At 61.5% G+C, this 16,920-nt stretch carries 13 protein-coding genes; 6 read left to right on the forward strand and 7 right to left on the reverse strand.

Annotated features, from left to right (window positions below; all coding sequences use genetic code 11):
* Positions 1 to 39 precede the first annotated feature (39 nt).
* The 4 genes from C1N62_RS20090 to C1N62_RS20105 all read right to left on the reverse strand — a co-directional run bounded on the left by C1N62_RS20090 (position 40) and on the right by C1N62_RS20105 (position 7,745).
* Entirely contained in the window at positions 40 to 4,767 is a 4,728-nt protein-coding gene (locus C1N62_RS20090; protein WP_137765507.1) for an autotransporter outer membrane beta-barrel domain-containing protein, read from the reverse strand.
* Positions 4,768 to 5,229: 462 nt separating this feature from the next.
* Positions 5,230 to 5,802, reverse strand: a complete 573-nt coding sequence (locus tag C1N62_RS20095) for a peroxidase-related enzyme (RefSeq protein WP_137765508.1) — start codon at positions 5,800 to 5,802, stop codon at positions 5,230 to 5,232.
* A complete protein-coding gene (locus tag C1N62_RS20100; RefSeq protein WP_240775838.1) occupies positions 5,795 to 6,322 on the reverse strand; it encodes a hypothetical protein in 528 nt (175 codons plus the stop codon). Before C1N62_RS20100 ends, C1N62_RS20095 begins: the two co-directional genes overlap by 8 nt.
* Complete coding sequence (locus tag C1N62_RS20105) at positions 6,273 to 7,745, reverse strand: NAD(P)-binding domain-containing protein (RefSeq protein WP_137765509.1); 1,473 nt, start codon at positions 7,743 to 7,745, stop codon at positions 6,273 to 6,275. Before C1N62_RS20105 ends, C1N62_RS20100 begins: the two co-directional genes overlap by 50 nt.
* 190 nt (positions 7,746 to 7,935) lie before the next feature.
* Between C1N62_RS20105 and C1N62_RS20110 the strand changes: the two genes are divergently transcribed.
* Both C1N62_RS20110 and C1N62_RS23225 read left to right on the forward strand, forming a co-directional pair.
* Entirely contained in the window at positions 7,936 to 8,895 is a 960-nt protein-coding gene (locus C1N62_RS20110) for a LysR family transcriptional regulator (RefSeq protein WP_137765510.1), read from the forward strand.
* A gap of 111 nt (positions 8,896 to 9,006) precedes the next feature.
* Entirely contained in the window at positions 9,007 to 9,177 is a 171-nt protein-coding gene (locus tag C1N62_RS23225; RefSeq protein ID WP_168195915.1) for a hypothetical protein, read from the forward strand.
* Between the two features lie 78 nt (positions 9,178 to 9,255).
* Here the strand turns inward: C1N62_RS23225 and C1N62_RS20115 are convergent, their stop codons facing one another.
* Positions 9,256 to 10,164 (reverse strand): LysR family transcriptional regulator, encoded by a 909-nt coding sequence (locus tag C1N62_RS20115; RefSeq protein ID WP_137765511.1) that lies wholly within the window; start codon positions 10,162 to 10,164, stop codon positions 9,256 to 9,258.
* 124 nt (positions 10,165 to 10,288) lie between these two features.
* Between C1N62_RS20115 and C1N62_RS20120 the strand changes: the two genes are divergently transcribed.
* The gene (locus tag C1N62_RS20120) at positions 10,289 to 11,596 is read left to right on the forward strand and encodes an MFS transporter (protein ID WP_137765512.1); all 1,308 of its coding nucleotides are present in this window, start codon (positions 10,289 to 10,291) and stop codon (positions 11,594 to 11,596) included.
* Between the two features lie 17 nt (positions 11,597 to 11,613).
* Positions 11,614 to 12,702, forward strand: a complete 1,089-nt coding sequence (locus tag C1N62_RS20125) for a tartrate dehydrogenase (RefSeq protein WP_137765513.1) — start codon at positions 11,614 to 11,616, stop codon at positions 12,700 to 12,702.
* Between the two features lie 30 nt (positions 12,703 to 12,732).
* On the opposite strand, the gene C1N62_RS20130 is transcribed toward C1N62_RS20125, so the two are convergent.
* Both C1N62_RS20130 and C1N62_RS20135 read right to left on the reverse strand, forming a co-directional pair.
* Positions 12,733 to 14,118: an APC family permease gene (locus C1N62_RS20130; protein WP_137765514.1), complete on the reverse strand. Its 1,386-nt coding sequence runs from the start codon at positions 14,116 to 14,118 to the stop codon at positions 12,733 to 12,735.
* Positions 14,119 to 14,270: 152 nt separating this feature from the next.
* Positions 14,271 to 15,101, reverse strand: a complete 831-nt coding sequence (locus tag C1N62_RS20135) for a helix-turn-helix domain-containing protein (RefSeq protein ID WP_137765515.1) — start codon at positions 15,099 to 15,101, stop codon at positions 14,271 to 14,273.
* A gap of 177 nt (positions 15,102 to 15,278) precedes the next feature.
* On the opposite strand from C1N62_RS20135, the gene C1N62_RS20140 reads away from it, so the two are divergent.
* On the forward strand, positions 15,279 to 16,415 hold the full coding sequence (locus C1N62_RS20140; RefSeq protein WP_137765516.1) for a tyramine oxidase subunit B: 1,137 nt from the start codon (positions 15,279 to 15,281) through the stop codon (positions 16,413 to 16,415).
* Positions 16,416 to 16,495: 80 nt separating this feature from the next.
* Complete coding sequence (locus C1N62_RS20145) at positions 16,496 to 16,918, forward strand: RidA family protein (RefSeq protein WP_137765517.1); 423 nt, start codon at positions 16,496 to 16,498, stop codon at positions 16,916 to 16,918.
* Positions 16,919 to 16,920 lie beyond the last annotated feature (2 nt).

A 16,920-nucleotide genomic window follows, 5' to 3' on the forward strand; every position in this document is an offset into this window, starting at 1 on the left:
CAAGCCCCATCAACGTTCTGATGGGGCTTTTTTTATAGATTAGAAGTGGTAGCGGTAGTTGACCATCAGCCCGGTATCACGCAGGCCATCCTCCTGCCAGTGGTAAGCATCGGCGCTCAGCGCGGCCTTTTTGCTTTGGTACTTCACGCCGACCTGCGCCAGCCCGTTAACGCCGCCGCCTTTCTGGCCATCTTCCACGCGGAAGCGCTGACCGGCCGCGCCCTGCAATGACGCAGTGCGTTCACCCTGCTGGTAGCTCAGGTTCGGCCCACCCTCCAGTGTGGCGGTGGCTGCCCAGCCGTTTTCCCCGGCGTAGGTCAGTTTCAGGCCAGCCACGGCATCCACGGCGGTTTCCTCCACGCCTGACATGCGCAGGTTGAAATCACCGGCACCGCGCTCGTTGTAGCCCTCCTCCGAGGTGTAACGCAGTTTCATGCCCGCGAACGGCGTCAGCGTCAGCCCTTTCTGCGGGGTGTAGCTTTTCGCCATCTCGCTGCGGAACTCCAGATACTGCTGGTTGTTGTCGCTGTCCGCTACGCGATTGACGTCGCCATACTGCACCTGCCGGTTGCTGTCGAGGTTATGGATGTCATAACGCAGGGCGTTGTTCCAGCTCAGGCCACTGTCGGCCAGCGGCAGCGAGTGCTGCACACCAAAGAACTGGCTGTAGCCACCGGTCACGCCGTTGTCACCGGCGGTGCTGACATCGCCGTCACCATCCAGCCGCGCGATACCGTACTCCAGCGAAAGCGTCTGGTGGTTACTGAGCGCGAACTGCTGACGCAGTGCCATCATGTCATAGCGGGTGTCGTTGCCCAGCTCGCTGCGCTGGTCACCTTTCGCCACCACGTTGAACGCCAGTCCGTTGCCCATCACCGGTGCGGTGTCAGCCAGCATCTCAAAGCGGTTGCCCAGCACGCGGGCGTCACGCGCCACGCTTTTCGCCTGACTGCCGGAGATTTGCCGTAGCGCGCTGTTGAGTTCAGCGGTGCTCTTCAGGTTGAGGCTGGTGAACAGGTCATTGTTGGTGTAGGCCGCATCCAATGCGTTAGCCACGCTGGACACACTCTCGTCACTCACCACATCCGCGTAGGCGTTTTTGGTCATGGTGACGTCCACGTTGCCGCTGTCGTCTTTCTGGCCTTCGGCACTCCACACCACGCTGGTGGAAGTGATGTTCTGCTCGCCGCTGATATTGTCGCCGACAAACACATCGTTGAATGTTTGGGTGGTGGCGGCACTGCCCTGCGTGAAGCCGGTGTCAATCGATACGTCACCCAGCGCCACGTTGCTGGCGGTCAACGTCCCGGCAGTGCCGTCAGCGTTGGTGCCGATGGTGTACTGGTTCAGCGTGCTGGCGGCGGTCGGGTCAGTGGGCAGGGTGTAATTGGCGTAGTGCACCTCGCTCTTGTCGTCAGTGTTGCCATTGACGCCAGCAATCTGCACATCGCTCTCTTTCACCAGTCCGCTATTGGCCCCGGCCAGATTGACAGTGCCGTTGTTGACGATGCGGCCGTTGTCGCCCAGCTGGCTGAAGGCGTAGGAGTCGGCGGCGTAGATATTGATGGTGCCGTTGTTCTCCAGCACCGCGTCGGCGGTGGCGTTGGCGTCCAGTTGCATCGCCACCATGCCAGTGTCGCTGGTGCCTTCGGTGCCAAGATTGATGGTGCCGTTGTTCACCAGCTGGGCATTGCTGCTGCCCTTCATGGCGACGGTGTTGCTGCCGCTGATGTTCATCACGCCGTCGTTGATCGCCACGCTGTTGCTGTGCTTCATATACACGGCGGTGCCGTTGGTGCCGTTATAGTTCACCTCGCCGGTGGTGCCGCTGTAGCCGTTCAGGCCATTGCCCTGATTCCAGAAGGTCGAGGGATTGGCATGGTCAGCTATCGATCCCACCAGCACGCTGCTGCCGGTCTGGTTGAGGGTGCCATTGTTAATAATGTTGCTGTCGCCGTTCTTGCCGATCCGCAACACAACATGGTCTTTCTTAGTATCAGTGCTAATCATGGTGCCGCTGTTTTTGAACACCGAGCCACTCTCAATCGTCATATAGCGCTGGTTAGCGATGGTAAGGGTGCCATCCACGGCATTGTTTAACACGCTATTGTTACGTACCCCGAAGTCTTTGTTGTTAGTGGCGTTCCAGTTGCCGTGGTTGGTCAGGGTACTGTTAACGGCCACGACCCCATTCTGGATGGTGCCGCCGGCATTATTGATAACCGTCCCGTCGGTGATCGAGGGTTGGGCGCCGTTGATCACGCCGCTGTTATTGACAGTACCGCCGCTTTTGACAATGAGGGTGTCTTCAATCAGGCCGCTGTTATTGACAGTGCCCTGATTTTCAATAAACAGCGGCGCATCAATGGTGGCTCCGCTCTCATTGTTCAGCGTGCCCCATATATCCAGCTGGCTGCCCTCGACGGTGCCGGTGTTGCTGACGGTGGAGCCGGTGTAGATCAGCGTATTTTGTGTCAACGTGGTGGTGCCGCTCAGCACGGTGCCATCAGGCAGCTCATCCTGGGCCAACGTGCTGCTGTTGTCGGCGCTGTCCGGCACGCCATCGCCGACGTTGATCTGCCCACGGTTGATGATGGTGTTGTTGGCATTGCCATCGCTGTAGAACGCCTGACCATTTTCGGCATTGATATTGATCACGCCAGTAGTGTCGTTGATGGCGGTACCGCCTTTATACACCGCTATGCCGACCAGCGGCTGACCCGGCTGGGCATTTTCATTGCTCTCCAGGTTAATGGTGCCCTGATTGATAACCTGATTGGAACTGCCATAGGCCACCATACCGGCCCCGGCGTTATACACCGTGATCACGCCGCCCTGATGGTTGGTGGCAACGGCATTGTTGTTGCTGGCACCAGAATCTGTGCCGGTATACATGCCGACGGCAAAGTCTTTAGGCGAGTCGGATGGGATATTAACTGACATTTGCGTGGTATCGGCCGCATCTTTCCACATGGCATCGGTGGTGATGGTGCCAAAGTTATCGGCGGTGCTGTTATCAATTGCACTCATCGCAACGCCGCGGCCATACACCTCCAGCGTGCCGTTGGCCATATTGGTTGCAGAGGCGCCATTGAACGCTGTCATTAACTGGATGCCCGCTACGGTATTATTCGACCAGCTCATGTTAACGGCACTGAAGGTTTGCAGGGTGTTAACCAAGCTGTCTTGGTTCATAATGCGGCTGGTTAAGCTACCCTCATTAACGGCAGTAGCCCCTCCATCGACATACAGACCATAGGGTAAGACATACAGACCTGCCACCTCGCTGGTACGCTCTAATTCTATGCTGCCCTGATTACGTATCAGGGTATTTTTATTAGAACCTTGTGCGAGTGTTATATTTTGTACCTGGATTGCCCCCTGATTGATAAGGCTGCCCCCAGACGTCAGCTTGAACAGGCCAGTATTATCAGAAAAATAGGCGTTGGTTCTGTTGATACCGAAAGTATTCAGGGTAGCGCCTTCAGCGATCTCTAATTCCGCGCCGTTGGTGAGATTAAAGCCAACAAAGCCGACCGGGAAGTCACCGTCAATGGTGCTGTCCCCCTGTAGGGAGAGGGTAGAGGCACCGTCAATGGTGATAGCTATGGCTGGCTCATGGCCTGTTTGCGTGCGTTGTTCGGCAATCGCATTGCCGGCTACCGTATCCGTGATCTGATCCACTTCCCCGGTGAGCTGCAGGCCCTGCCGTAACTCCACGCGGTTGCCGTCGCCACTGATGGTCACGCCCGAAATAGTCTCCTGTGAGCCATCTGCTTTGCCATATTTTTTGGGGGCCACTTCCGTATCCACCACCACCTGCAGGTGGCCGTCCAGTATCACCGTATTGTTGCTGCCAGTGACGGCAATCCCGGTAGTGGCATCATAAAATTTCTCGCCAGCCAGCGGGGAGGACTGATCTTTATCCACCCGCATGTCACCGGTCAGGATGATCTGGTTGGCCTCGCCCGCCACCTGCACGCCGGTGGCCTGCTGGCCGGTGACGGCGATATTATCAGCGCTCAGGTTGACGGTGTTGTTCTGCCCGCTGACGCTAATACCGGTGGAAAAGTCGCCCACTGCCATATCGCCGTGTTGGTTCAGGGTATTGCTGTCACCGGCGACGACAAAGCCGGTGCCGCCGTTGCTGAGGGTGGCATCACCGTCGTTATTCAGGATATTGCCGTTGCCTACCACCTGCACGCCAGTGGAGCCGCTGCCATCCACCACGATTGGGCCGAGGGTATTGAGGGTATTGTCATTCCCGCTCAGGCTTAGGCCTGTGCCGCCAGCCTGCCCGCCGGTAGTGGCGTTGCTGTTGATGGTGTAGCCATCTACCGCCAGTTGCGTACCGATATCGCCTTCGCCAATGCCGATGCTGTCTTCATTAATATCAATGATCTTGCTGACATCATCGCCGTCGTCGTCACCATTATCGTCACCGCCGTCATCGCCATTATCATCACCGCCGTCGTCGCTGCCATTATCTCCGCTGGAGACAGCGTGGCTGTTGTCGTCATCGGCCACGATAAAGCCCACCGCCAGCGCGGCGGCCACCGCGCCACCGGCGATCCACGTCCACTCCTCCTGCGAGAGCGCGGTCGGGGTCAGGCAGGCCTTGGGCAGGGCGTCGCGCTGTGCTGGGGTAAGTTGGTTGATATTGGTCGGGCACTTCAGGAGCGTTTTATCTTCGGAAGTATTAGCGGCAAAACTATTATTACTGAGTGCGAGGGCAATACAGAGGGAGAGAAGTTTTTTACGTTGCATGATTCACCTTCAAGCGTATTTGACGAGTCATTTCCCTGGCTTGGGAAAGCCAGGGTGTAATTCCATTTCGAAAGCACGTAAAAGCAAAAATTACGGTGTTATTATCATTGGGGGTCACTTGAAAATTTGAAGAGAAATTATATCAATCGATAGTAAATGTCCCGGTGTAGCGAAAATAATTCCACGCCACGCCAAGCAGTTCGAACGACATAAATAAAAAACAGTAAGTTAGACGGAAGAAAATATTAATTAAAATTTGCTTAATCTTTTATTAATCCCTAATTGATCACTGCAACTAATATTTTGTGGTTTAACTATTCATTAAATAGTTATTTAACAGGACTGAAAACTGGCGACTCATTGGGGGGGAATAATAGGATGAGAGTGGCTGCTTCAGCGCCAGCGGTTTTTACGGAATAAAAAACCCGGCCGTGGCTTATTAAATAAGGCCGGGAGGTTATTTTATGCAGCGACAGCGTGGCCCAGCGTGTGCATCAGCCGGTTCGCCCAGCCGAAAATCGCCGCGGCATGGATGAGATCCACCACCTCGTGCCGTTTCAGGCCAGCGTCGCGCAGCGCCTGAACCTGTTCTGCCGTCACTTCCGAAGCATGGCCGGAGAGCGCGCGGCAAAAGTCCACAATCGCTTGGGTACGCGCATCAAAGCGGCTGTCGAGGCCCTGCGTGTAGAGGCGGCTCACCACGTCATGCCGCCCGGACAGCTCCAGATAGCGCCGCGCATGAACCGAGGCGCAGTAGGCGCAGCCATTGACGCCCGAGGCGATCAACGCCCCCAGTTCACGGTCGTCACGCCCCAGCCCGCCCTTTACATACATGATGGCGTTAAACAGGGTAGTACGCGCAACGGAGGACTCCGGGTCGAGCGCCAGAGTGCGCACATAGGGCGACACCTTGGTATTGGAGGGGGTGACCTGCATCGCCGCCCGCTGGGCGGGCGTGGCCTGGCTCACCTCGACAGGCGTGACCCAGGGTGCCCACTTCAGGCTTTTAATGGTGATTTTTACCGTACTACTCATGCCAGTTCTCCAGCGCCTGCAAACCGGTCACTACCCGCGACTCGAAATTCACAAAGGCGATCAGTTCTGCCAGTGCGACGATCTGCCCGGCGTTCAAGCCCGCCTGCTCCAACCGGCGGATGTCCGCCTCCTGCGCTTGCGCGGGTGCCAGCGTCACGTTGTCACAGTGCGCCACCACGGCCGCCAGCAGTGAACCCTCTGGAGCGACGCCTTCACCCGCCGCCAGCGGGGCATACTCGTCCGCCAGCCCCGCCTGATAATTCTCAATCTGCGCGGCATTGCCAATCAGCCGCGCCATGCGCAGCGCCAGCGCCTGCCGCAACGCCGGGGAGATGCCCTGATCGTCCTGAGGGGTGAGCACGCTGTCGCGGCAAGCATTCGCCCCCTCAACAAACTCCGGGCGCTCGCGGCGCAGCTGCCAGCGCGCATCGCCCGGCGTGAGGTGCAGCAGGCGGTCAATCACATCCAACTCATGCCCGCCCATCGTTACCCCCTGCGGCACCGGCGTCCTGCCACTCATCGCCCTGCAACTCCGCTTTGTCATAGGCCACCAGCGCACGGTAGTGCAGTTCGCGATCCTCGGTGAACAGGCTGGCGACGATGGCCTGTGCCAGACGGCGTGCGCCGTCGCTGACCGCCGGAATATCACCGGAAAGCTTGCCGTGGCTCAGGGTCGAGGGGTAGTTGAAGCAGTAGAGGTGGCGCAGCGCCGGGCAACTGCCCGGTTCGCGCTCGGTGAACTCAAACCCGTTGCCGAGGTAAGGGGAGGTTGCCAGCTCCTCACTCTGCCGCTCCGGCTCGACGGTATGGACATCGCGCCACAGGCGGATGTGCGGCGCAAAGGCCGCCAGCTCCGGTTTACGGCTGAAATCGAGCCGGAAGCCGGTGGCGAAGATCACAAAGTCCACCTCATGCTGGCGGCGCGGCGTGTGCAGGCACAGCCCGCCCTCCGTCGCCTCGGCGTGCAGCACCGGGCTGTTGAGCCAGAATGTGGCAGCCGGATGGCGCGAGACGCGCAGCGTAGAGTCACGCGGTGGCGGCGTCTGGGCATTCAGCGTGTGCAGCAGGAAAGTCCACTTCCACTCATCGCTAAGGGCAGCGAAGCCATGCACCACTCCCTGGCTGGCGATGCCAGTGAATTTGTTAACGCGCGGCAGATCCGCCCGGCGGATCAGCATTGATACGCTGCCCGCGCCCTGTTCCAGCGCCGTGGCGGCGTTGTCCATCGCGGAGGCACCTGCGCCAATCACCGCCAGCCGTTTGCCGCGCAGGGCCGCAAAGTCAATCTCATCCGCCGAGTGCGCCCAGCGCCCGGCCGGCAGGTCATGCGCCCATGCTGGCACCCAAGGGCCACCCAATCCGTCGCGCCCGTTCGCCAGCACCACGCGGCGGGCCAGATAGTGGCCGGTTTCGCCACTGGCGGTATCACGGAACTCGACGCGGAACAGGCCATCGGCCTGCGGCTCAATGCGCTCGACTGCCGTCTGGTTGCGCACCGGCAGCGACAGCACCCGGCGATACCAGCGCAGGTAGTCCATCCACTGCCCCTTGGGGATCTTGTCGAGCTGATCCCAGGCGGCCTCGCCAAACTGTGCGCGATACCATGCGCGGAAGGTCAGGGCGGGCAGCCCCAGCGCCGGGCCGGTCAGTTGCTTGGGCGAGCGCAGCGTCTCCATGCGCGCGAAGGTCTCCCACGGCCCCTCCAGCCCGGCCGGGGCGCGATCCAGACAGAGCAGGTTATCCACGCCGAGCAGGCGCAGCGCGGCGGCGGCGGTCAGGCCGCACATGCCGCCGCCAATCAGCACCACGTCCAGCACCCGCTGCCCCTCCACAAGGCGCTCAGGCACCCAACTCTTCGCGGGTAGCTCCAGCAGGCTGAGATCGTCAGCCAGCCGGGCCTCCAGCGCTGCCAGGCCCTGCGGCCCCGGTACGGGATAATTCATAGCTCAATGACTCCCTTTCAAAACGGATAACGGCTTTTTGCCATGATACACTTTTCACATTATCAACGCATATTAATGCGTTTTATTAATACTTATTCTTTATTAGCTTATTCCGTTGGCTGTGACTATCATGGGGCGTCCCCCCGTCCTGAAGCGGGCATTATCAACCCCTTAGAGAAAGCAGCCTCTGATGACCTCCCTACATGACCTTGACCTCAAACAGCTGGAAGCGTTTGCCACCGTGATCTCTGCCGGTAGCGTGACCGCAGCCGCCAAGGTGCTGGATCGCTCCCAGCCGGCGGTATCACGCCTGATCCAGGAGCTTGAGCAGTCGCTGGGGTATCCGCTGTTTGTGCGCAATGGGCCGCGCATCCATCCCACGGAGGAGGCGTTGCAGCTGCACCAGTATGTGCAGAAGGCGCTTCAGTCCTTGCAGCAGATCCGCCAGCGCGCGCTGGAGATTGGCCACCAGCAGCAGCGGCCGCTGAACATTGCCGCTACCCCAGCGCTGGCCGCCGGGCTGTTGCCACAGGCGCTGGCTGCCCTCGACTTGCAGACGCGGGTGCAGATTGTCAGTGAGTCGGCGGAGCACACCACCCATGCGGTGATCACGGGCGAGGCGGATGTGGGGTTGTGCAGCCTGCCGCTTGAGCACCATGCCGTGGAGTTGCACTGGATTGGGCAGTCGCGCTGCGTGGTGGCGCTGCCGCAGGAGGATCCGTTGGCGGCGCAGGCCACGCTGGATCTGGCGAGTCTTGCTGGCCGCCGCCTGATCACCCCGTGGAGTCCGTTGCGGCTGCGCGGGCGGTTTGAGAAGGCGCTGAAGCGGGTGAAGGCCGCGCCGCATGAGACGATTGAGACCAACTCCTCGGCCAATATTCTGGCCTGTGTGCGCGCCGGGCTGGGCGTGGCGATTCTGGAGCCGGTCACCGCGTGGGGAATGCCGTTGCAGGGCGTCGCCATCCGCCCGCTGGAGGAGGACATTCCCTACTTCTTTGGCGTCATCACGCCGCAGGGCCGCCAGATCTCCGCCGCCGCACAGGGGCTGATCGCCGCATTGGCCGAGGCCGCCGCAGCGCTGTTGCCAGCCTACCAGCAGCTGCCGGCTGGCGAGCACCACCGGGTGATGCGGCTAATCAATCAGGCGTAGGGCGGGGCGTTTTCGGAAACGCCTTACCTGTGAAAATCCAAATCATTGACTATCCTTTGGTTTTGCACGCTTTCAGAAAGACGTTTTTTCACTTCACTCAAAGGTGGTTCCATGAAGAAAATTTCTGCGCTCCTGTTGGTTGTCGCAACATTCACGGCCCTCGCAGGCTGCTCACACCGTAGCAGCGCGGTGAAAGAGGATGGTCGCCCGCACGCGCCAAGCGGTCAGGCCTCACCGGGCGGCACGCTGGGCAGCGGCCCGGTCGGTCAGCCACAGTCCTGATTTTCCTGCCCCGGCGCCCGCCGGGGCAGTTCCCACGCGACACTTCCCCGATTTGAATCCTGTCCGATTGCCCGAACGCTAGAGGTGCGTCGCCAGCCACTGCTTATGCTCGGCAATGATGGCGAGCAGCGAATGGGTGGCGGGATCGGCCGCGCCCTTGAGCCAGGCAGCGCTCAGCGGTAACCCCTTCAGGCTTTTCTCCAGCTTCAACGGAATGTAGGCCACCCCCTCGCTGTTCATGTTGCTGAAGGAGGCGGGCACAATCGCCAGCCCCAGCCCGGCGGCGACAAAGCTTAAAATGGTCTGTTTCTCCTCCGCGTACTGGGCGATGCGCGGGCTAAAACCGGCGGATTTGAAGATCGAGATAGTGAGATCGTGGCTGTGTGGCCGCGCGCGCCGCTCCGGGATAATCATCGGCTCCGCCTGAAAATCCAGCACCGTCACACTGCGCCGCGCCGCCAGCGGATGGCCGAGCGGCACCGCCAGCACGCAGTGCTCCCGCGCGATGAATGCCAGCTCCAGCCGGGGATCAAGCTGCTCCGGCGGGCGGATGAAGGCCACGTCCAGCCAGCCGGACTTGAGGCGCGGGATGAGGTTGGCAGTCTTGTCCTCGGTAATGTGGATCTCCAGCTCTGGCCGCGTCTGCCCGCACATCATCAGCAGGTGCGGAATCAGCCCGCAGGCGGCGCTGTCAATCGCGCCAATGCGCAACGGACGGCGCAACGCCTTGCCAGCCTGACGGAAGCGCGCCGCCAACGCATCCGCCTGCGCAACCAGTTGCGCCGCCTCGCCAAAAAAGGCCGTGCCCTCGGCGGTCAGCGACACATTGCGGGTCGAGCGGTTCAGCAGCCGTACGCCCAAGTCCTCCTCCAGCAGGCGGATAAAGCGGCCAAAGGAGGCAGGCATCATGCCCATCCGCTGGGCGGCATGGCCGAAGTGCAGCTCCTCCGCCACCGCGATAAAGCAACGCAGCTGGTGCAGTTCCATTCCTCACTCCCCGATTATCTCAATAATTTATATAAACCGCCGCTGATGATAATGCCCGCCAAAACAGCATACTAATTTTGCTTACAAAAAAATAACATCCCCTACACAAACTGAGGATTGCCTCATGAACGCTGACCTCGAAAAACGGGTGATGCGCAAAGTCACCCTGCGCATTGTGCCCTTCATCATGCTGCTCTACTTCATCGCCTTTCTTGATCGGGTGAACATCGGCTTCGCCGCCCTGACCATGAACCAGGATCTCGGCTTCTCACCGACGGTATTTGGTCTGGGCGCGGGGATCTTCTTTCTGGGTTACTTCCTGTTTGAGGTGCCCTCCAACCTGATTCTGCATAAGGTCGGCGCCCGTATCTGGATCGCCAGGGTGATGATCACCTGGGGGCTGGTCTCCGGCTGCATGGCCTTCGTGCAGGGCACCACCAGCTTCTACATCCTGCGCTTTTTGCTGGGCGTGGCGGAGGCTGGCTTCTTTCCCGGCATCATCCTCTATCTCAGCTACTGGTTCCCGGCGGCCCGGCGCGCGCAGGTCACGGCGATCTTTATGGCGGCCGCGCCGCTCTCCACGGCGCTCGGCTCCCCGCTCTCCGGCGCGCTGCTGCAACTCGATGGCTGGCTGGGACACGCTGGCTGGCAGTGGATGTTCGTGATTGAGGCGATCCCGGCGCTGGTATTGGGCGTGGTGGTGCTGTTCTTCCTGACTGACCGGCCGGAGAAGGCGCGCTGGCTGACGGAGGAGGAGCGCAACTGGCTGCACAACACCATGCAGGCCGAGGAGCAGGCACGCGCGGTGGGCAACAGCCACAGCAGCGCGTGGCGCGGCCTGGCCGACCGGCGGGTACTGGCGCTGGCGCTGGTCTACTTCGGCACCTCGGCGGGGCTGTATACGCTCGGCATTTGGTCACCGCAGATTATCCACGCCTTTGGTGCCTCCTCGCTGGAGATTGGCTTCCTCAACGCGCTGCCAGCGGTGTTCGGCATACTCGCCATGATCCTCTGGGCGCGGCACTCAGACCGCACCAATGAGCGTAGCTGGCATGTGATTGGTGCCTGTTTGCTGGCGGCGGCCGGGCTGGTACTGGCGGGCAACGTCACCACCATGCTGCCGGTGATTCTGGCGCTGACGCTGGTCACCGTAGGCATCAGCGCCTCCAAGCCGCCGCTCTGGAGTATGCCAACGCTGTTCCTCTCCGGGCCAGCCGCCGCTGCGGGTATCGCCACCATCAACTCCATCGGTAACCTTGGCGGCTTTGTCGGGCCGATGATGATCGGCGTGATCCGCGAAAAGACCGGCTCCTATACCGGCGGGCTGTACTTTGTCGCCGGGCTGCTGGCGTTCTCCGCCGTGCTGGTACTGGTGCTGTCCAGACTTGGCCGCGCGCCGCAGGCGACCGCCGCCCACCCGAAAACCCCTTAATCCATCAGGAGACTACCATGCGTCACTACTCTATCGCCGCCATCCCGGCGGACGGCATTGGCCCCGAAGTGATTTCCGCCGGCATCGAGGTGCTGCGCGCACTGGAGCGCCAACGTTCTGACCTGCGCTTCACCATTGAAACCTTTGACTGGGGTTCGGACTACTACAAGCAGCACGGCGTGATGATGCCAGCAGATGGGCTGGAGACGCTGAAAGCGTTTGATGCCATCTTCTTTGGCGCGGTCGGCGCGCCAGACGTGCCAGATCACATCACCCTGTGGGGGCTGCGGCTGCCCATCTGTCAGGGCTTTGACCAGTACGCCAACGTCCGCCCGACCAAAATCCTGCCCGGCATCGTGCCGCCGCTGCGCAACTGTGGCCCCGGCGATCTGGACTGGGTGATCGTGCGGGAGAACTCAGAGGGCGAGTACTCCGGCCACGGTGGCCGCGCGCACCGCGGCTTGCCGGAGGAGGTGGGCACCGAGGTCGCCATCTTCACCCGCACCGGCGTCACGCGCATCATGCGCTATGCCTTTGCGCTGGCGCAGTCACGCCCACGCAAAACGCTGACGGTGGTCACCAAGTCCAACGCCCAGCGGCATGGCATGGTGATGTGGGATGAGATTGCCGCCGAGGTGGCGCAGGAGTTCCCGGATGTGCACTGGGATAAGATGCTGGTGGACGCCATGACGGTACGGATGACGCTGCACCCGCAGAGTCTGGATACCATCGTGGCAACCAACCTGCACGCAGACATCCTCTCCGATCTGGCGGGCGCGCTGGCCGGTAGCCTTGGTGTTGCCCCCACCGCCAATATCGACCCGGAGCGGCGCTTCCCGTCGATGTTCGAACCCATCCACGGTTCGGCCTTCGACATCACCGGCAAGGGCATCGCCAACCCGGTCGCCACCTTCTGGACGGCCGCCCAGATGCTGATCCACTTGGGCGAAGCGGAAGCCGCCGCCCGCCTGATGCAGGGGGTCGAGCACGCCTGCGCCCGTGGCATCCTGACGCCGGATGTGGGCGGCCACGCCACCACCGCCGAGGTGACGCAGGCGGTGATTGCCCACATTGACGCCACCGCCACCCAGCCCGCCACCGTTTGATCCCTTCACGCCCCGCCATGCGGGGCTTTTTTACGCCCGTACCCGCCGTTTCAATGACATCACATAGCCCGCCATCGCACAGGCGGCGATCAGCCACGGAATAAAACGCACCAGTATGGAGTCACTGCCGCTCAGCAGTTGCAGGTTGTTGACCATCAGAATGACCGTCACGCCCATTGTGGCCATCGCCAGCAGCGGTGCCCAGAACACCTGCCAGCCACTGTTGCCGTGGCGCGGGGTGCGGCGGAAGAAGACGATCACCGCAGCCGAGACGCCCACCTGCAACACCATGATGCAGAGGGTGGCGATAGCCGAGCCGAAGGCAAAGATGTGCACCATCGGGTCAACGTTCGCGCTGCCCATCCCCGCCAGAAACAGCAGCAGAAGCATACTGTGCGCATGGCTGGCCTTGTGCGGCGTGCCGTTGGTCGGGTGGGTTTCGCACAGCTCCTTCCAGATCAGGCCGTCACGGCTGATGCTGAAAATGTAGCGCGAGATGTTGTTGTGGAAAGCCAGCGCGGCGGCGAACAGGCTGGTGATCAGCAGCACAGACATGGTGTCCACCGCCCATTGGCCGACGTAGTGGCGTGTGATGGTGAAGATAAAGTTACCCGGATCCTGCCGCGCCACCTCGGCAATCTGGCCGACGCCATACGCCTGTACCAGCGCCCAGCTGGTGAAGCAGAAGAACACCGTGATGATCAGCAGCGCGCAGAGGGTGGCGCGCGGCACGGTTTTTTTCGGGTCGCGGCACTCTTCGGCGTAGATCGCCGTGGACTCAAAGCCGATAAAGGCGGCGATGGCGAACACAAAGGCGATGCCAAGGTTGCCATGCATAAACACCGAGGGTTCAAAGGAGGCGAGGCTCAGCGGGCCACTCTTTTTCACCAGCAGCATGATGTCGGTCAGCAGCACGATCGCTACCTCCGCCAGCATCAGCACGCCCAGTACCTTGCCGCCAATCTCCACCCGCTTGATGCCCAATACCCAGATAATCACGGTAAAGGCCATGCTCAGCATCCACCAAGGGAGTGACCAGCCCAGGTGCTGCGCCAAAAAGAGATGGGTGAAGAAGCCGAGCATCGACACCACCGCCGCCTGAATGGAGAAGTAGGCCATCAGCGCCAGCACCGAGGCCGATGCGCCCCAGTTTTCGCCCAGCCCGGTGGAGATGTAGGTGTAGAAAGCGCCGGAGTCGGTGACGTGGCGGCTCATCGCGATATAGCCCACCGAAAAGAGCATCAGGATGGCGCAGGCGACAATGTAGATCACCGGGATGCCCGCGCCGTTGCCGGTGAAGATGGCAACCGGCAGGCCGCCCACCACGCCGGTCAGCGGTGAGGCCGCCGCGACGACAAAGAAGACCAGTGAGAAGAGGCCAAGGGTATTTTTTCGTAAACCTGTGGGGTTGCTCATCGCCAATGCCCTTAATGCGGGTGGAGTGAACCCAGACGGCGCGCGTCTGGGGCGGATGACTCCCTGGCATCATTGCCCAGCGGGCAGGGGGGCGATAGAAAAAATCGGACAGCCCCAGGGTGCAGCGTTGCACCAAAAGGGTGCCGCCGCGCTCAGTTGTAGCAGATGCGCCCGGCGTAGGCGTGGTGGGCGATATGGCGCTGGTAGCTCACCGGGGTGGCGCTGACCAGCCGCTTGAATTCACGCAGGAAGTGCGACTGGTCGCTGAACCCCAGATCCAGCGCCAGATCGCTAAATGAGATGCTCGCCTGCCGGTGGATGGTGTTGAGCGCCGACTGGCAGCGCAAAATCCGGCAGAAGGTTTTCGGTGACATGCCGGTGTCCTGCCGGAACTGGCGCTGGATAGTGCGGCAGGTGTAGCCCGTCAGCCCCTCCAGCTGGTCAATGCGGATATTGCCCTTCTGCTGATCCATCGCGTGCAGCGTCAGCGCCGTCACCGGCGAGGTTTTGCGCATCAGCCGGTGGGTGAAGTGCAGGGTGAACAGCGCTACCTGCTGCGAAAACTGCCCCTGCTGCATGATCTGCTCCAGCACCGGGCGCGCGTCCGGCGCGACATCCAGAAAACTGAACTCCCGCTCCACCAGCTCCCCCGCCACCAGATCGAGGAAATCCGGCGTCACGCCCGGCGCGAAACGCACGCCAAAGTAGCGGTGGCCGCACACCAGCTCCGCGCTACGCGCCGCCAGCGTGGTGCCGCACACCCGCGCCGCCGGGCGTGGGGCGTCGCAGTCAATCACGATATCCACGCAGCCATCCGGGATCGCCAGCGCGGCATTCACCGACTCCGCCACCGTAAAGCTGTAGAAGTGGGAAATCGCCGGATGGCTGGAGGCGGCATAGTGGTAGTGCTGCGCGGCGCTCAGCACAAACCAGGGTTGCTCCGGGTGGATGGCGCGCGGCGTGGCGGGGTGGGCATGGGTCATCGGCAGTTCCTGCAACGGTAAGGGGTCATCTCAAGATGCAAGGCCAGTGCCAGCTCCCCTCCGCCATGTCGCAAATATTCAATACAGGCCGTCGCCGCCCGCGCTATTGATAGACGCATCGGGGCACACTCCGCTTCCCGGCAGGACATCATTGGCTTAATCACGAGGGCAACCGGCATGACTGACACCAACATTGATTTTATCTACCTGTCCGAGCAGGACATGATCCGGGCTGGCGTAACCGATATGCCCGCCTGCGTCGATACCATGGAGGAGATGTTCGGCCTGCTCTACCACGGCGACTACCGCATGGCCGGGGCCAACAATGACTCGCACGGCGCGATGGTGACCTTCCCGGAGCACTCGCCGTTCCCCACCATGCCCAAGCCCACCGCTGACCGCCGCCTGATGGCGATGCCAGCCTATCTGGGCGGCAACTTCTGTACCGCTGGCGTCAAGTGGTATGGCTCCAACATCGCCAACAAGGAGAAGGGGCTGCCGCGCTCGATCCTGATGTTCACCCTGAATGACGCCGACACCGGCGCGCCGCTGGCCCACATGTCCGCCAACCTGCTCTCCGCCTACCGCACCGGGGCCGTGCCGGGCGTCGGCGCGCGGCATCTGGCGCGGCGCGATGCCAGAGTGATTGGCCTCTCTGGCCCCGGCGTGATGGGCAAGACCACGGTGGCCGCCTTCATTGCTGTCTGCCCGCAGCTCGACACCATTCAGGTACAGGGGCGCGGCCAGAAGAGCCTCGATCACTTCATCTCCTGGCTGAACGCCACCTACCCGCAGATCACCACGGTGCGGGTGGTCAACACGCTGGAGGAGGTGGTGCGCGGCGCGGACATCGTCACCTATTGCAGCTCCGGCGAGGTGGGTGACCCGGCCACCTATCCCATCGTCAAGCGCGAGTGGGTGAAGCCCGGCGCATTTTTGGCGATGCCAGCGCTCTGCAACATCGACGAGGGCATGGAGCAGCCCGACGTGCGCAAGGTGCTGGACAACACCGGCCTGTATGAGGCGTGGTTTGAGGAGGTGCCGAAGCCCGCGCACCACACCATTCCGGTGATTGGCGTGCGATTTATGGACATGGTGGCAGAGGGCAAGATGACGCGTGACCAGCTGGAGGACATCGGCAAGATTGTCGCTGGCGAGGCACCGGGCCGCCGCAACGATGAGGAGATCATCATCATGTCCGTGGGCGGGATGCCGGTCGAGGATGTCGCCTGGGGCACGGTGGTCTACCGCAACGCGCGGGCGAAGGGCATCGGCGTCACGCTCAACCTGTGGGAAACCCCCGTCCTGAGTTAACCCTTTCTGCCCGGACGCCCGGCGGCCGGGAAACCTATCAACGGCAGCCAGCCGCTGCCGGTTCACCCAAGGAAATGTGCATGAACCCAATCATCAAAGTCAAAACCGGCTCCAAATTTGAGGAGCAGGCGAGCTACTCCCGCATTGTAGCGGTCGAGAACTGGATCTTTGTCTCCAACACCGCGGGCCGCAACCCGCAGACCAAGGAGATCCCCGAGGACGTGCTGGAGCAGACGCGGCAGGTGTTCGCCAACGTCGAGCAGGCGCTGGCCGCGGTGGACGCCACGCTGGCGGACGTGGTCTTCTCCCGCGTCTATGTACAGAACCCGGATGATGTGCCAGCGGTGATGGATCTGGTGGGCGAGAAGTTCCGTGGCATCAACCCGGCCACCACCGTCACCTGCCCGCCGCTCGGCTCGACCCTCTATAAATTCGAGCTGGAAGTGACCGCCTGGCGCGGTGCCTCACAGGCCGAGGTGAAAGAGATCACCGTTGCCCTGTAACT

The organism is Nissabacter sp. SGAir0207 (genome assembly GCF_005491205.1).
Lineage (GTDB): Bacteria > Pseudomonadota > Gammaproteobacteria > Enterobacterales > Enterobacteriaceae > Chimaeribacter.

Coding starts and splice junctions, on each gene's coding strand:
- C1N62_RS20095 (WP_137765508.1), bottom strand. CDS start 5,802: ATGAGTAGTACGGTAAAAATCACCATTAAAAGCCTGAAGTGGGCACCC.
- C1N62_RS23225 (WP_168195915.1), top strand. CDS start 9,007: ATGAAGAAAATTTCTGCGCTCCTGTTGGTTGTCGCAACATTCACGGCC.
- C1N62_RS20140 (WP_137765516.1), top strand. CDS start 15,279: ATGACTGACACCAACATTGATTTTATCTACCTGTCCGAGCAGGACATG.
- C1N62_RS20135 (WP_137765515.1), bottom strand. CDS start 15,101: ATGACCCATGCCCACCCCGCCACGCCGCGCGCCATCCACCCGGAGCAA.
- C1N62_RS20110 (WP_137765510.1), top strand. CDS start 7,936: ATGACCTCCCTACATGACCTTGACCTCAAACAGCTGGAAGCGTTTGCC.
- C1N62_RS20130 (WP_137765514.1), bottom strand. CDS start 14,118: ATGAGCAACCCCACAGGTTTACGAAAAAATACCCTTGGCCTCTTCTCA.
- C1N62_RS20125 (WP_137765513.1), top strand. CDS start 11,614: ATGCGTCACTACTCTATCGCCGCCATCCCGGCGGACGGCATTGGCCCC.
- C1N62_RS20090 (WP_137765507.1), bottom strand. CDS start 4,767: ATGCAACGTAAAAAACTTCTCTCCCTCTGTATTGCCCTCGCACTCAGT.
- C1N62_RS20105 (WP_137765509.1), bottom strand. CDS start 7,745: ATGAATTATCCCGTACCGGGGCCGCAGGGCCTGGCAGCGCTGGAGGCC.
- C1N62_RS20120 (WP_137765512.1), top strand. CDS start 10,289: ATGAACGCTGACCTCGAAAAACGGGTGATGCGCAAAGTCACCCTGCGC.
- C1N62_RS20145 (WP_137765517.1), top strand. CDS start 16,496: ATGAACCCAATCATCAAAGTCAAAACCGGCTCCAAATTTGAGGAGCAG.
- C1N62_RS20100 (WP_240775838.1), bottom strand. CDS start 6,322: ATGAGTGGCAGGACGCCGGTGCCGCAGGGGGTAACGATGGGCGGGCAT.
- C1N62_RS20115 (WP_137765511.1), bottom strand. CDS start 10,164: ATGGAACTGCACCAGCTGCGTTGCTTTATCGCGGTGGCGGAGGAGCTG.